This window comes from Priestia sp. YIM B13491 (assembly GCF_042787605.1).
In the GTDB taxonomy this organism is placed as follows: domain Bacteria; phylum Bacillota; class Bacilli; order Bacillales; family Bacillaceae_H; genus Priestia; species Priestia megaterium_E.
Map to the genome: position 1 here is coordinate 621078 of NZ_JBHZOR010000002.1, position 15712 is coordinate 636789.

The window sequence follows — 15712 nt, forward strand, 5'->3', positions numbered from 1 at the left end:
AGGATTTATATAAATATGGCTACAAATAGAACGTTTTTTTCTTTTTTCCTGATAAGTTCATTATTATGTCTATTAATCGTGCCAAACTCTGTTATGGCTAGTGAAAACCCTGCACATTTAACGGTTGCTTCTTACACGCAGTTCTTGAAAGCGCAAAGTGATAAAAGTTCACTGTATGAATTTTCAAAACTGTCGCGTCAGCAAAAACAAAAAGTTGTACAATCACTAAAGGATTCATCTCCGTTAAAAATGGATATTGAAGAGACTAGCGGCACGGTCGAAGCTGCAAGCACAGCAGCATACGGAGCAAGAACGGCTTCACCTTTATTCAAAACAGCAGCTTATACGGCTTCTTATAAAGCGGCTGGATTTACAACAACAAAACTAACGGTGTATGTAGACTATTACACGAAAAACTCATCGGTGACTTCAGTCAAAAGTGTACGAGGCGTCGTCACGAAAAATGTAAACCCCCTTGTGTCTATTTCAAAAAAGAGTTCAAAATCTTGGGTGCAAAATAATCGAGCGTACGGGCAAATTGACTGGCAGTGGAAAATTGCAGCTAAAAATGCCGGAATTAAAAGACAAACTGTTTATGGTACAGCTTCCGGCGCTTCAGGCGGATCAACAGCTATAGTTAATTGACAAAGAGGAATAAATAATGAAAAAAATGATGTGGTGGATTATTGGTATTACAATTGGAGTACTTTTACTAGGAATTCTGGTAGGTTATTTATCATTTTACAGCATATAAAAACAGCAGGTAATTTCACCTGCTGTTTTTTATCTAAATGTCATCTTCTTGTCATAAAATTAAAACCTCCACTTACAGTGTCTAAGTGCCTGTAAGAAGAGGTTGGGATCACAATTTTTAGTAAGCCTGGTCTCTTCTTATCTTTCAAGCACTGCTTGTGGGAGTTAGCACGGTTCTATAAAGTCCGTTGCCGAGGTTTCAAAGGGCCTATCCCTCCACCTCTCTTGATAAGAAGTTTGTCGAATTTTGTTGATAATTGTTGATAAGATAAATATTATGTTACATGCTGCACAAACAGATGTCAACTACTTTTCAGAAAATTGTTTTCCCTCTAAAACTATGATATCGCTACCATTACTATGACAACTAGGTTACAAATAGATAAATTTTTTATATTTTTTTATTACGCTTTTACAACTGACTTTTTCTCAAAAGAAGTAATAGCCTCATCTAGCATACGAATGCCGGCATCTATCTGTTCTTTCGTTACAGTAAGCGGAGGTACCATGCGAATAACTTCACTTGCATTTCCGCAAAAATAAAATAACACGCCTTTTTCTAAAGCTAAGTCCAGAATCTCAAATAAGGCGTCTCCATCGCCTTCTCCCGTATCCGGATTAACAATTTCGATTCCAATCATAAGTCCTAAACCACGGATATCCCCAATAACTGAATGTTTGTCCTTTAAAAGATACAGCTTTTCTAACGCATAAGCGCCCATTTTTCTTGTGTTATCCAGCAGTTGTTCTTCTTTCATCACCTCAAGAGTTGCAAGGGCTGCTGAACATCCAATAGGATTTCCTCCAAATGTTGTACTATGTGTGCCAAGGGGCCACTGCTTCATTAATTCTTGAGAAGCTACCGTTGCACTAAGCGGAATTCCAGAAGCAATTCCTTTTGCTATAGCCATAATATCTGGTACGACATCAAACGTTTGTCCAGCAAACCATTCGCCCGTACGGCCAAACCCTGTTTGCACTTCATCGAAAATAAGTAATATTCCGTGACGATCACAAATCTCTCTTAATTTCTTCATCCAACTTTTCGGAGGAATAATATAGCCGCCTTCTCCTAATACTGGTTCCAAAATAACGGCCGCCACTTCTTCAGGCGTGACTTGGTGCTTAAAGAGTATTTCAAAATCTTTTTCAAGCTTTTCAGTAAAGTACACATCGCTGTCTAGCTCCGCAGGGCACTCTTTTGGATTGGCATATGGAATCTGATACGTCAGTCCCGAAGGCTGCTGAAATTGTCTATATTTGCTTTTCGAGGTTGTAACACTTAAAGCTCCCATCGAGCGGCCATGAAAACACCCTAAAAAAGAAATAACATACGGACGCTTTGTGACATGTCTCGCTAATTTCAAGGCTCCTTCAATTGCTTCGGTGCCACTATTTCCAAAGAAAAAGCAGTCTAAATTGCCCGGCGTTACTTTTCCTAACTCATCGGCTAACTTTAATATCGATTCGTACATAATAACACCTGAAGGACCGTGCAATAATTGATCTGCTCCGTCTTTGATTGCTTTTACTACTTTCGGATGTCTGTGTCCTACATTTGTCGTAGCGATTCCGGAAGTAAAATCGAGATATTCTTTACCATCCAATCCATAATAATAGCATCCTTCTTCTTTCACAACGGGCAGATTTGGATGGTCTTTAGCCATCGTCGGTGCTAGCAATTCAGGCATTCTTTCAAATAAGTGACTCCAATCTTTTGACATACTACATCCTCCTTGAAATTATACAAATCAATTAATCTTATTCCGAAATATAGTTACTTATTAAACAATATTAGGAAATTCAGTTATACTAAACGCTTTAATAGAATAGTAATAAAACTTATTTTACTATGCATTTTTATTAAAATCAATTGTATAAATATTTATATATAAAATTAATATGCGGGGTCTCATCCCTTCCGCTTTTCCCGCAGGAGTCTTCATCTTGTCCTTCAATCAACAGCTAGAAGTACCCACATATATGAAACCTACGTTCACCATCACCATAAAAAAATCCGAACGATTAATCGTTCGGATTTTCCCTCAACTAAAATACTACTGCCACAGTCTCTTTAAGTATATTTATTCAAGATGTTTGGCATCATTGATCGTTTCAAGACGCCATTTTCCACTTTCATAAGCAAAAGTTGTAATCGATGTATTTTGTAAAATAGTAGTCCCTGTTCCTTGTTCTCCGCTTGTTACATGATGAATGAATGTATTAATTGCCGCTCCGTGACTAACAACTGCTACTTTCTTTCCGATAGACTTCTTCATAATTTCCGTTAACCGCCGAACCATCCGTTCTTGAGCCGCTTCGAGTGTTTCGATATTATATAAAGGCTCTTCTCCCCAATTTGTCGCATAATTTGGCACAAGCTCATGCAGAACTTCTACGTTCTTTGATTCTAGTTCTCCAAAAGAGCGCTCACGCAGCTGCTCACAAACTTCGATTTTCTCTACTTTAGCAGCTGCTGCAATTTCCCTAGCCGTCTCCTGCGCACGAAGCAAATCGCTTGTATAGATTACATCAATATGGATATCTCGAAAACGTTCCGCTACGCGTTTAGCTTGTTGCTTTCCCGCTTCGTTGAGCGGAATATCAGCATGCCCTTGAATAAGTTTGTTTTTATTCCAATCTGTTTGGCCGTGTCTAATTAAGTAAAGCATCGTAATCCCCCTTTAATCCCGTTTTAAAAATTGATAGACAGCTTTATCAACCTCTGAGCTTTCATGTAAATCCGAATGTGCTTCATGAAATGTTTGGAGATGAATGTGTTCGGTGAACTCTTGCAGTCCGTACGCACTTTCTACTGTTACCACTCCATCTGTCTTATCTCCCACATCTCCTGCTCCTGAAAAAACGTCGATTTCTTTTGAGAAATCTTGACGACTTTCGTACAGCTTGTTTAATGCTATAGAGTGAAAAGCTAAATCACGAGCACCCATAGATTCAATATGATTGCGTGCATGAGGGTACATTTCCATTAATTCCTGATAATCTAATCCTTGAATTGGCGACCCTAACGTAACTAACTTTTGAATATATTGAGGATTAGACAAACTAACAGCTGCTGCTGTTACTCCTCCCATACTATGTCCAACTAAATCAACAGAAGATGCTTTATATGTATCACGTACATCTTGCATAATAGCTTCAATCCATTTTTGCTGCTGTGCAATACTGGCATCTGGCTTTTTAAAAACGATATGAATAAGCGGAAGTTTTCCCTCTTTTGCTTTCATAATATGCTTCCACTGAATAGCTCCATCTTTTTGAACAACGCAGTAACCTACTTTAGTTCCCCATCCGTTTTGTTCAAATCGTTTAATCATTTTCCCTAAGCTTTTTTGACTGCCTAAATAGCCATGAATAAATAAAACCGGCACATTTTTCGATTGGGCACCTCGTTTTATTTGTGGGGCAAAAATATAAAAACAAAGCGAAATAAATAGTATGATACTGATCAATAAAATTAACAGCCGCAAGTTCTCACCCTCCGATCGTCTGGTCCACTACACTCATTAATAAAAAAATTTGGAGTAAATTTTATTCTGATACGTCCTGTAAGCTGCAGAACTTGTCATCTTTTTCTTGCCAACGAGCTGCTCAAAGCGCAAACGCTTTTCCGTAAGCATCTCTGTTAGCCTTTGTTCTTCATTAGCATCCGTGCATATAGAAATCAATTCTTCTATTGTAGCCATATCTCGTTTCAGCTCTTGTTCATCCGTTATCATGTTTGCATTTTTTAATATCCTATACGCTTGGCGCAGTTCTTCAGGTATGTGTGACAAATCTTCTAACTTTAATGGTTTGCCTTCCCCAGGCAGCTTATCAAAGTCACCGTCTTTTATTGCTTGTCTAATTCTTTCTTCAGCAATTATATACGCAATATCCAAGGAAAGACCTCCTTTAAGCAAATATAAAATTCAATCTTACCTTCTATATAAAAGATGTATAAAAAACACAGCTTTTATAACCGTATTTTTTATTATACTATGATTATAAAAATTGAACTACCTTCACTTCTGGGATAGACTATCCTCCCTTTGTGAAATGATTTCCAGAGCTTCACTCCTTTCATTATCAAACTTTCTTGAGCAGTTTCTTAACTAGCTGAAATTCAATAAACGATTCTGCATAAGATTTTGTTATCTTATCTTACTATATTTATACAAAAAAGCCTCCTTACGCATGTAAGGAGGTGGAAAAAGATAATTCTAAGGTCATCATGTTATGCCTACTTACTATAAAACCACAATTTGATAGCGTTTTCAACATTTTTTTATTACTTTACTAATTTTCTTTTCGTTTAATGAGGCTCCGTAAATATAACGAAGCCTCACCAAATTTCTACTCTTCTTTATCTGATGGAATCATAATTTCTCCTTCATGCTCTTGTTTTTTTAAGAGCAGCTGGAGAATCGTTTTGGATAATTTACTAGGCTGATAAGGTTTAATCAGAAACTCACACACTCCAAGCTCTAACCCTTTGCTTCTTTCGTCTAAAGCAGATGAGATTAAGATAGGGATTTTTTCTGTCTCTGTATTTTCTTTGAGGTGTCTTAAAACATCCCATCCGTCTAACTTATTTTCCCCTAGCATAATATCTAGAACAACCACTTCAGGCTTTTGCTGATGAATAGAGTTTAATGCGTCTTCTCCGTTGTTAAAATACCGAACATGAAAACCGCTTTCTTTTAATTCTACCTGTAAAAGCGTCGCTAAACTTTTATCATCTTCTACAATCACTACGCTTTTACGGTTATCATTTGTATTTATCATCTCTTCATCGTACTGAACTTCATATAGAAGAGGCAGAACAACCGTGAATGTTGTTCCTTTTTTCCATTCCGATTGTACAGTAATGTCTCCGCCATGAGCTTTTACAATTTCTTTTACAATTGCTAATCCTAGACCCGTTCCGCCAATTTTGCGCATATCGGAATTATCTACTCTGTAGAATTTGGTAAACAATTGACCTATCGCTTCACTTGGTATACCAATTCCTTCATCTTGAATATCAATATAAACAGCGTGTTCCTTTTGATACACTTTAACTGTAACGTTCCCTCCATCGGGCGAATATTTCACTGCATTGCTAATTACATTATTAAACAATTGCAGCAGCTTATCTTTATCTCCCATTACTGTAAAATGCTCTTGATCAGAAATCATATCAAATTCATGCTTACTTGTTTGTATTTTCTGGACCTCAATCACCTGCTTAATAAGCGGCAGAACGTCTTGATACTTTTTATCGTAGGTTTGTTTCCCCGCTTCCATCCTTTGGACGTCCAGAAAATCGTTGATTAAAGACGTTAACCGCTGTGCTTCCTGATAAATAGTAGTTAAATACTTCTTCTGTCTTTCTTCTTTTAATGTTTTGTTTAGCATAAGCTCAGTGAACCCTAATACGCTTGCTAGCGGTGTGCGCAGCTCATGACTCACAGTGCTTACAAATTCCGACTTCATCTGATCAACTTCAAATTCTTTCGTAATATCACGATGAACGAACAATATGCCAAACATCTGACGGTTTCGATACACGTATTCGCTATAAACTTTTATAACTTTTCGCTTACCATCCGTGTGCAGGTAATAAACAAAAGACTTTTCTACTTGCTCTCCCTTACAAATGTCTTCAACGTATTGTCTCAGCTGCTGTATATTTTCGACTTTTTGAGAGAGAGCATCTATCCATTGATCGAGAGAAAGCTGAAGAAGCCCGCTTTGATGCTCATATTGAAACAATTCGCTAATCTTTGTATTCACTTGTAGAATCGTACCGCTTGTATCTACAAGCTGCATTCCTTCTTGAATCGAATTTAAAATATCTTGAGATAGCAATCGGTCATGCTCGGACTCTTCGTAAATATAAATTTTTTCAAGAGCAATCGTGATTTGTTTGGCCAGTATTTCAAATGTCTGTAATTCATGTTCTGTGTATTCATCCGCGTAGCGGCTGTAAAACATATAGGCTAGCATATCTCCCTGCGAAGACATCACCGGTACGATAACATCATACAAATAAAACGTTTGCTGATGATATAGGCGCTCATGTTCTATACACTCTCTTTTTACTACCATACATTTTTTCGTCTTTTGCACATGATCAACGTAATTATTATGAAGATTTGCCACCATCTGTTGAACACTTGCTGAAGATAGACCAAATGAAGCATGTGTCTTTTCATCGGTTAGCATAATAAAACCGTGATCAGCTTTCATCACCCGGCTCATGTTTGTGACAGCACTCGTGAGAACTTCTTGCTTGTGAAGAGAATTTGTTAGTCCATGCACAAATAAATTGCGCAGTTCTAACTCTCCTTCTCGTTCCTTTGTTAATTCTAATGCGTGCTGAAGTTCATCTTGCTGACTGTGCAACTCATCTTGCTGTGCAATCAGCTCCTCATTTTGAGCCGTTAACTCCTGTTCATTATTTTGCAAAGTCGATACCATTTTGTAAAAGGCTTGAGATAGCATACCGATTTCATCTCTTCTATGTTCATCAAATGTTATAGGCATTTCTTTTCCGGCAGCAATTTCGCTTGCCGTATATGCTAGCTGACTCAGTGGCTTTACAAACTTATTTAGCAATACCCGTGTAAGCAATAATAAAATGACCACTGTAAACGCTAAAAATAAAATAAAGAACGTTTGACTTTTCTGCATGTCACTCGACGTGTCATCGTACTGTGTATTTAAGTCTTTAGTTAATTCATTTTGGTAGTCATCAAGTTCTTTTTGCATTTGTTCTATTGATTTAGAAGCAGCCTTCCGCTCAGGGCTAGAGCGGACTCCTTCAATACCTTTTTTGTCGTAAATATCTTTAAAATAAGGAAGCGTTTGATTAAAATACGTGTTTAGCATAACCGTCGCTTCATTTACAAACGTACGTTCACGTCTATCTGCAGCTAGACCTGACAGTCGATCAAGATTTTCTTCGATAATTTTTTGCTGACTTGCAGCCTCGTTATACATATCCTCCGAATCAAATGCAATAAACCCACGAGCCTGCAAAAAAGCCTTGTTCATTGATTTATCAATTGTAGATAGCAGCTGTGCCTTTTCCCGTACTTGTGCCCTGTACTGGGCATAATCAGCTGTAATTTCTTTTTGCCGTACAACAAGTACAGTTGAACCCGCCGCAAAAGCAAGTAAAAGGATACTTGCTAAGAGGATGAACTGGGTTGAGATACTTTTCCGTTTTAGTTTATTGTTCATCTAAAATTTCCTCGACACGTTCGGCTAGTAATAGGGGACTAAACGGCTTAGACATAAAATACGCAGCCCCTGCTTCTAACACTCGGCTTTGATCAGCAGCTTGATTCTTAGCTGAAAGCATCAATACTTTTGTATGGCGCTTATCTTTCATTTCTTTCAGCTGCTGAATGACTTCAAGCCCGGTGAACACGGGCATCATATAATCCAAAATAATCAAGTCAAAATCACGTTCTTTAATAAATTCCAAAGCTTCTTCGCCATTTTCTGCTTCCGTCACATCATGTCCTTCATCTTCAAGCGTATCTACCACTAACATACGAAGCACTTCTTCATCTTCCGCTAATAAAATTTTTGCCATTGTTATCCCTCCGCTTGTAGTCGTCCATACGTTTTTTGCAATATGAAGTAGGACGGCTTTATTCGTTCGTGAAAAGTTGGATACTCCCAATTTTTCCACTTGTATAAGTAAAAATCTTTTAATAAAAGTTCTCCTTTTTTCTGAGTCGGAAACGTATCTTCCACATCATTGCTCTTCTTATTAACAGCTACGACTCCCACTTGAATTCCTTTTATTTTCTCGCTGGATTCCAATCCTTTTTTGGACCAAATATCTCCCATTATTTCTTTTTGACTAGGGTCTTTTACATTTAAAAGCGCCCAAGGAATGCGAAGTTCAGCAATTCCATTTGATTCATTCACTTTAAAATCTGCTAGCGAATCAAATGAAGAAGAGTTAGGATCGCTGTTTCCTTCTTTGAGCTTCCCTGTTTCATAGGCGTCAAAAGGAATGGTTCTCTTGTTTTCCCCTTCTCCAATCGCTAACTCTTTGTTAAGGGCGAGCATGATTGGGTTAAACATGCCGTTGTCTTTTGTATCGGTTCCTTTTACCGCCGGAATCATTTGAAGCTGATGAGCATATGAAAAATAATACGTATCGTAATAGCTGTCTACCCATAAATGACTGTCTTCTTTCCCGTTTAATTCTGCTACAAAATCAATTCCTTTTGTTTTTAAGGAAGGGATTTGAGGGATCTTTGACTGTCCCTGATTGTTAATCGTGTTAAACAAGAAATAAAGCTTTTGATTTTCCAATTCTTTTGCATTCACGTGTAGATATAGATAACCTTCATCACTTGTAATGTTCAATGCTTTTAACTTCTTAGACGGCTTATACACCGACTTGCTGTTCAGCTTTTTCCAATCATCTGATTTACCGTCCACTTTGACTTTCAGCTTCTTTCCTGGATCAAAACTCATCAGTCCAAAATGCTGCTCTCCCGTTTGCAAATTCGTCCAAAATGGCCTGCGGTTCGGATTGTCGTACTCCATCGTATTCCACGTTCGCTTAAACCATTCATCTTGCCATGTAAAGACCATACCGCCAGCCATTTTTTCTTCAGCAATATCTTCGTATAAGCGTGACAGAATCTTTCCTTGTTCTTGTTCCGTATGAAAACCTTGATCCCATCCGTATACGTTTCTATGGGTGAGTCCTCGCGAAGCCGGAATGCCAAATTCAGCAACAAGAACGGGCATATGATGAACTTCTTTCATATTTTGCAAATAGCCTGCGTAGTTATTTTTCTCTCCTCGATGATCTCGATAAGCGAGATAACGAGGTTCATAGTTTAAAAAGTCAGGATAGTACGGATAAATATGATAAGAGGCAAATAAGCCCGGCTCAAATTTTTTAGTTGTGTGAATTAAATTAGGATTAACAGACACTTTATCTTCGTCTTCAGAAGGCTCATATGGATGAGTAAGCAAATCCGTCGTCACCCAGTTCGTAAAGCTCATAGGCCGCTGCCAATCATATTTATCCTGCTCATAGGAAATTGTTTTTTCCATAAGCTGGGCAAGCCAAATTTCAAAGGGGTTGCCTTTTTCGGTATAGATGTACTGCCCTTTAAAATCTTTCATGCCTTTATGTTTTTCATTTGTCGAAAGGGCTACCGTGGGATCCCATTCAACTCCTATAATCCATCCTAAAACATAAGGAGACACATCTGCTGTATACGTTCCGCTTGCATGTCCTGTCCGTTTTGGCAGTGTTGCCTTTCCGTGAATAACGTTTACAATCCTTTTCATTTCAGCTTCAAATTCTTTTGTATTTTCCTTCGCAAAAGCATCTTGGGAATCATAGAAAACTTCTTCATTCACCCATACCCCATGAAAAAGATAAATAGGTTCTTCGGCTTTTTGGTTATACTCAGCAAGCGCTTCATAAAAGGCGGGAGGATGAATGGTGTATACGCGGATTGAGTTGGCATTCATCTTTCCAATTTCTTCAAACCAGCGCAAATATTCTTCTTTTGAAATAGCAGTCTCACCAGGGAAATGGCCTGGCTTACTAATGCCCATATTTACTCCTTTAATAAGCAAATCTTTCCATTTACCATTTTGATAAACTTGCAAATAATCTTTTCCTACTTTCCCTGCTACTTTAAGGTCAGCATCTTCATAGATTTCCATATTTTTATTAAAAGTAACAGAAGCAGGCTGCGATTCATTTTGCTGTTGATCGATGATCTTATTCATAAGAGGAAGATAAACAGTCCAGTAAAAAGAAGACTCATCTTCTTTTCCGATTTTCTCTGTCCATTTCTTCCACACCGGGTAAAAAGAAGTTTGATAAATGGAAGGTACTTCTCCTTGATCTGCAAAATCTCCTGCAAAGTAATAAGTATCATATCGCTCTTTGTTATGATGAACGACTGCTGGTATGGACAAAGGGATACCATTTTCCTTCAGCTTGTTTTTTCCTTCAGAATCCAAGTGAAAGACAAACTGAGCCTGCACATCACTTTTTTGCTGGGGTGTAATTACGTCAAACCAATATTGATAAGCAGATTCATCCTGTAAATTCGATGTTTTCTTTCCTTGTTTTGTATATTGAAACCATACTGGATTTTCTTTTAATTCTTTTTCCGTTATAATAACGAGCTTATTGGATTCATTAACGAATAATAAGCCTTTTCCTGTAAGGCTCCACTCTTTGTTGTACTGCTTTTTATAAGCACTCTTCACCCAAGCAGGAACTTCTTCACTGCCGAATTCATCAAAATAGCGACCAATCCAGCCGGACCACGTCACATTGTACAATTCATACAGTTCTTTGCGAACGTCTAAGGAAGTAGGGCTTCCAAATGTATTAAACTCTCCAATCAGCGTTTTTGTACGTCCATTCAATGCTTTCTTAACGTAGCTCACGTCTTCAGAAGTCATGCCGCCATACACCAATTGAGAGCGATCTCCTCTTTTAGCTTTTACGCCTAAATCTTCTTTGTATACACCATACGTGTCCGTGATATAAATCATATCTGCAGAGTTTGTTTTTGGCAGAGATTTAATGCTGTATGTTTTATCTCCTTTCGGGTAAAACCCTGCATAATCTTTTGAGATTTCATAAGGCTTCCCGTCTTTGCGTACTTTCGCTTGATTCAGCATCCACATTAAGCCTTGATGCTCTCGAAACGTTTGATCTGGCACTGTTTTATCAATGACAAGCATATTCAAATCAGTTGGTTTCTTTAGCTGCCAAATAAGAAATGGAGAAGCCGTTATCGCCATAACCAAAATAATGCCGCCGATTAATAACCATTTTTTCATTGTGAAACTCCTTTTCGCTGCATGTCTCCCCAGCCTTTTTTATTGCGAATAACATCCAACAATCCATGACAGCGCCATATAACAGTTAGAGGGCGATACCAAAAGGATTCCGTCAGCGAAAAAACAAACAGCTTAGCAATATCAGATACTTTTGGATATTTACGAAGGCTCCACTCTTCTAGCAAAACGGCCGCCATTGAATAAAGAGAACCATATACAACCATTAAAAGAAAAAGCAAATAAGCAAATTCTACATAAATTCCGCCTACAACTAGAGAAATAACAATAAACAAATAGCCTAACATTTCCATGACCGGTCCGATTAGTTCAATAAACACAAAATAAGGCATGGAAATCATTCCGATGCTTCCGTATTTCGGATTAAACAGCATCTCTTTATGCTTCCAAAGACTATCAAATAAACCGCGGTGCCAGCGGTTTCGCTGTCTTCGCAAATATTTGATTTCATCGGGTGCTTCTGTCCAGCATACGGGATCTGGAATATAAACAATTTGATTGTTGGTTTTTTTCTGTTTAATCAGCCGGTGCAGGCGAACGACAAGCTCCATGTCTTCGCCGACTGTATGAGAATACCCGCCAGCTTCAATCACCCAGCGTTTAGAAAATACGCCAAATGCTCCTGACACAATAAGTAATAAATTATGGCGACTGAGACCAATGCGCCCCATAAGAAAGGCACGTAAATATTCAATAATCTGCATCACAACAAGCGGCTGCGTATCAAGTCCAATCGATACGACCGCACCGTTTTCGATTTTACATCCGTTTGCAATTCGAATACTTCCCCCTGAAGCAATTACTTCTCCGTCTGAATCAATAATTGGCTTCATAACTTTTAAAAAAGCATCTCTTTCTAACACTGAATCGCCATCGATCGAACAAAAATAAGGATAGTTGGATAAATTAATTCCTGCATTTAATGCATCTGACTTTCCCCCATTTTGTTTATCGACTACATATAAATAATCGTATAATTTAGAACGATATACAGCTTTTACTGCTTTCGTCTCTACTTGCTTTCTCACAACTCGATTCATTTTCACAAGAGAAAACTCTTCGATAAGCTTTTCTAACGTATCATCTGAAGATCCGTCATTTACTACGATTACTTCATATTCCGGATATTCAATTCCAAGCAGCGAACGTACGCTCCCAATAATCCCGACAGATTCGTTATAAGCGGGAACTAATATAGATAACGGCGTTGTATAGCTAACCGCAAGCAAATCTTCATAAGGTTCTTCATCGTTTAATTGATATTGCTTTCGCAGTTGAAAAGCAGAGATGATAAACATCATAAAATAAAAACAAAGCACAAAAATCATATAAGCAAATACAGCCCATCCGCAAATGGACAATAAAAGATGCCAAACATTATTCCACAACCGTAATTCCTCCTTTTTCAAGCCATTCTGCTGCCATATCTTTCGAAAACTTGTCATCAGTCGTTTTGTATACATGAACTAAGTATTCTTTACCTGTTGGGATTTTCATCATTGACTGAGCAGCATTCGAACGCACAAGAAAATGAGAATCTTTTAGCGACTGCTCGAGAATTGATAACCCCTTCTCATCTCTCGTTTTACCTATTAGTTTTGTAGCCATCATTCTTTCTTGCCAAATACCTGACTGAAGATGGTTCGTGAGCTCCTCTATTCTTAATGGAAAAGATAAAGCATTAAGTGATTTCAACGAACGAATTCGCAGTTCTTCTGATGAACTTTTCATGTGCATTTTTAAGAAATCTATATACTCTAACTTATGATTGATACCGATCATATCGATAAGAGGCAGCTGAATTTCTTCTTGCAGGTCTTCAAATTTATTAATAAATTGCTGAAACTGTTCACTGTTCATAGTTCCAAACAAAGAGCGGTACATAAATTCAGACAGCGGTCTAGAAGCGTTCGTCATGTACACAACAAACTCAGGGCGGTTCAGCTTAACCAAAATCTTTAAAATTTGATTTTTTTCAGCCGCTGTACTATTTTTTTTCTCATACATTTCTACTAATTGGTCTGTTAGCGTAGTTAGACCAAAGTCTTCAATAGCATAAAGGGCATTCATTCTGACACTCCACCTAGAATGATGCAGCTCTTTTTTATATTTGGGAGTAAAAACCTTCTCCGCATAGAGCGTAATGTTATTTAAAATTTCATCGCCTTGCACAGCTGCAGAAAAACCGCTTAATAGTTCCTCTACACCCGCCAGCTCTATTTTATTTTTAGGCTCTACCCGATGCTCTTCATCTTTTCTGTATAAATAAATAAAAAGAGATTCTTTTATACTATCTTTATAGGATTCTACTTTTGCTCGAAAAGCGTTTAAACGCGCTTTTTGAATAAGTAAATAACTCAGAAAACAGACTAAAAGCAATAGCAATCCGCTAAATAAGACATACACCACTTGAATGGACATCGCCATTTATTTCACCTTCTTCATTAAATGACGTACGCGCGCTTCAAGCTCCATTAACTTAAATGGCTTTGTCATGTAATCGTCTGCCCCGAGTTCTAATGCTCTTTGAATATCTTGTTCGCTGTTTCTTGATGTAAGCATAATAACCGTATACTGATCGTGACGTTTATTATGTCTTAATTTTTGCAGTACTTCTAAGCCATCCATTTTAGGCATCATTCCGTCTAAAATAACAAAGTACTGATCGCTAGAATGAATCCATTGAGACTCAAAAAATTCGATCCCATCTTTAAACACTTCTATTTTCACTTCATAGCGATCTCCTACATCAATCTTGCTTAAAAGCTCTTTCAGCATCGTTCGAATGATAGAATCATCATCAATAATAGCCATACGAAGCGTTCGCTTTTTAACCAGCTTGCTTTGAGAAGAAGCTACAATTTTTTGACGTCCTGATTCCTTCGCTATATATAATGCCTCATCAGCTTGATGAAGAGCTTTTTCTAACGGCCATTCAGTGTTATGAACTTCTACAACTCCGCCGGAAAAGCTGCAATAAAACGAATTGCTTTGATGTGTGAACACTTTTTCCACAAAGAAATCCAACAGTCTATTCAATACTGTTTCTGCCTCTTTTATATTGGTTTTTGGCAGTAAAAGAATAAATTCTTCGCCTCCATATCTAAAAATGTGATCTGTTGGACGAATTTCATGCTTCATATACTCTACAAATGCTTGCAGCACACGGTCTCCCATAAGATGTCCATATCCATCATTTATTCTCTTAAAGAAATCTAAATCTAAAATCGCTAAACAAAAAGGATCTTTTAAGCGGTCGTAGCTGGATAGCTGCTGACTGTAGATTTCTTTTAAATACGTTCGGTTATAGGCTCCTGTTAATTCATCAAACATTAAATAGGAGTTAAACATCTGCTTTCGTTCAATATGGTGACCAATTCGAAGTAGACTTTCTTCCATATCGAGAGGTTTAACAAAAAAATCATCGGCCCCTAATTTAAAGGCCTTCAAACGCGTCTCTCTTTGATTATCAACGCTCATCATGACAATCGGGACGAACAGTTGCTTTGTTTTATCGCGTAAAAATGAAAGAATGTCAAAGCCTGTACCGTCTTTCATATGGACATCTACAACAAAACAATCCGGCTTTAATTCGTAAAAAGCCGTAATAGCTTTTTCTTTAGAGGCAGTTGCTAATACGTACCAGCCTTGTTTTTCAAACTGTTCTTTTAAATACATCAACATTGAAAGGTCGTCGTCAACAAGTAAAATATTAGCTGTTTTTTCACTGATTTCTAGCGGTTTATTTATATCTTCTACCGATTGAATTTCATCTTGATAACAAATTTTAATAATATCTAATAAAAAAGCATTTAACTCCGCGTAATCCCAGGTTTTTTTCTGATTTTTTTCCACAGCTTCCATTAACTCGCGGGAGCGGTCTCCTAAATAATGCAGTCCAATGGTCGCAGCCGTTCCAGAAATTGAATGCAAAAAGCGGTACACCTCTTCATGAGGTATTTCTTTATTTTGATCGGTCCACTCTTGCAGCTGCTTGCGGACATTAGCTAATAATGCAATTTGATATTTATCCATCTTATACACCCTTTGTTCGATATAGTTAACACTTACTCCATATTACTCCATACATTTTTCTATAATA

Annotated in this window: 11 protein-coding genes and 1 riboswitch; of the genes, 1 reads left to right on the plus strand and 10 read right to left on the minus strand. The window is 37.7% G+C overall.

The features are described 5' to 3' along the window. Positions 1–15 precede the first annotated feature (15 nt). Positions 16–645, plus strand: coding sequence for a hypothetical protein (locus ACFX4E_RS09220; RefSeq protein WP_060746024.1), 630 nt, complete (start codon positions 16–18; stop codon positions 643–645). Between the two features lie 243 nt (positions 646–888). Next, positions 889–988, minus strand: a riboswitch (SAM riboswitch). A 169-nt stretch (positions 989–1157) separates the two neighbouring features. Here ACFX4E_RS09220 and ACFX4E_RS09225 read toward each other — a convergent pair. The 10 genes from ACFX4E_RS09225 to ACFX4E_RS09270 all read right to left on the minus strand — a co-directional run bounded on the left by ACFX4E_RS09225 (position 1158) and on the right by ACFX4E_RS09270 (position 15645). Continuing rightward, positions 1158–2477, minus strand: a complete 1320-nt coding sequence (locus ACFX4E_RS09225; protein ID WP_028407651.1) for an aspartate aminotransferase family protein — start codon at positions 2475–2477, stop codon at positions 1158–1160. Positions 2478–2837: 360 nt separating this feature from the next. Beyond that, entirely contained in the window at positions 2838–3425 is a 588-nt protein-coding gene (locus ACFX4E_RS09230; RefSeq protein ID WP_028407650.1) for a histidine phosphatase family protein, read from the minus strand. 12 nt (positions 3426–3437) lie between these two features. Next, entirely contained in the window at positions 3438–4244 is an 807-nt protein-coding gene (locus ACFX4E_RS09235; RefSeq protein ID WP_013081956.1) for an alpha/beta fold hydrolase, read from the minus strand. Between the two features lie 36 nt (positions 4245–4280). Next, positions 4281–4655, minus strand: coding sequence for a DnaJ family domain-containing protein (locus ACFX4E_RS09240; RefSeq protein ID WP_028407648.1), 375 nt, complete (start codon positions 4653–4655; stop codon positions 4281–4283). Positions 4656–5109: 454 nt separating this feature from the next. Further along, entirely contained in the window at positions 5110–7983 is a 2874-nt protein-coding gene (locus tag ACFX4E_RS09245; RefSeq protein ID WP_132018464.1) for an ATP-binding protein, read from the minus strand. Further along, on the minus strand, positions 7973–8341 hold the full coding sequence (locus ACFX4E_RS09250) for a response regulator transcription factor (protein WP_025749698.1): 369 nt from the start codon (positions 8339–8341) through the stop codon (positions 7973–7975). The genes ACFX4E_RS09245 and ACFX4E_RS09250 overlap by 11 nt, the downstream gene beginning before the upstream one ends. Positions 8342–8343: 2 nt before the next feature. Beyond that, positions 8344–11592, minus strand: coding sequence for a hypothetical protein (locus ACFX4E_RS09255; protein WP_377237376.1), 3249 nt, complete (start codon positions 11590–11592; stop codon positions 8344–8346). Further along, a complete protein-coding gene (locus ACFX4E_RS09260; RefSeq protein WP_098248600.1) occupies positions 11589–12998 on the minus strand; it encodes a glycosyltransferase family 2 protein in 1410 nt (469 codons plus the stop codon). Before ACFX4E_RS09260 ends, ACFX4E_RS09255 begins: the two co-directional genes overlap by 4 nt. Continuing rightward, a complete protein-coding gene (locus tag ACFX4E_RS09265) occupies positions 12988–14037 on the minus strand; it encodes a HEAT repeat domain-containing protein (RefSeq protein ID WP_098332429.1) in 1050 nt (349 codons plus the stop codon). The genes ACFX4E_RS09260 and ACFX4E_RS09265 overlap by 11 nt, the downstream gene beginning before the upstream one ends. After that, the gene (locus ACFX4E_RS09270; protein ID WP_377237374.1) at positions 14038–15645 is read right to left on the minus strand and encodes a GGDEF domain-containing response regulator; all 1608 of its coding nucleotides are present in this window, start codon (positions 15643–15645) and stop codon (positions 14038–14040) included. Positions 15646–15712 lie beyond the last annotated feature (67 nt).

Excerpts from the sequence above, each read along its gene's own strand:
- ACFX4E_RS09250 (WP_025749698.1), bottom strand. The coding sequence starts at position 8,341 with ATGGCAAAAATTTTATTAGCGGAAGATGAAGAAGTGCTTCGTATGTTA.
- ACFX4E_RS09255 (WP_377237376.1), bottom strand. The coding sequence starts at position 11,592 with ATGAAAAAATGGTTATTAATCGGCGGCATTATTTTGGTTATGGCGATA.
- ACFX4E_RS09270 (WP_377237374.1), bottom strand. The coding sequence starts at position 15,645 with ATGGATAAATATCAAATTGCATTATTAGCTAATGTCCGCAAGCAGCTG.
- ACFX4E_RS09225 (WP_028407651.1), bottom strand. The coding sequence starts at position 2,477 with ATGTCAAAAGATTGGAGTCACTTATTTGAAAGAATGCCTGAATTGCTA.
- ACFX4E_RS09230 (WP_028407650.1), bottom strand. The coding sequence starts at position 3,425 with ATGCTTTACTTAATTAGACACGGCCAAACAGATTGGAATAAAAACAAA.
- ACFX4E_RS09245 (WP_132018464.1), bottom strand. The coding sequence starts at position 7,983 with ATGAACAATAAACTAAAACGGAAAAGTATCTCAACCCAGTTCATCCTC.
- ACFX4E_RS09265 (WP_098332429.1), bottom strand. The coding sequence starts at position 14,037 with ATGGCGATGTCCATTCAAGTGGTGTATGTCTTATTTAGCGGATTGCTA.
- ACFX4E_RS09220 (WP_060746024.1), top strand. The coding sequence starts at position 16 with ATGGCTACAAATAGAACGTTTTTTTCTTTTTTCCTGATAAGTTCATTA.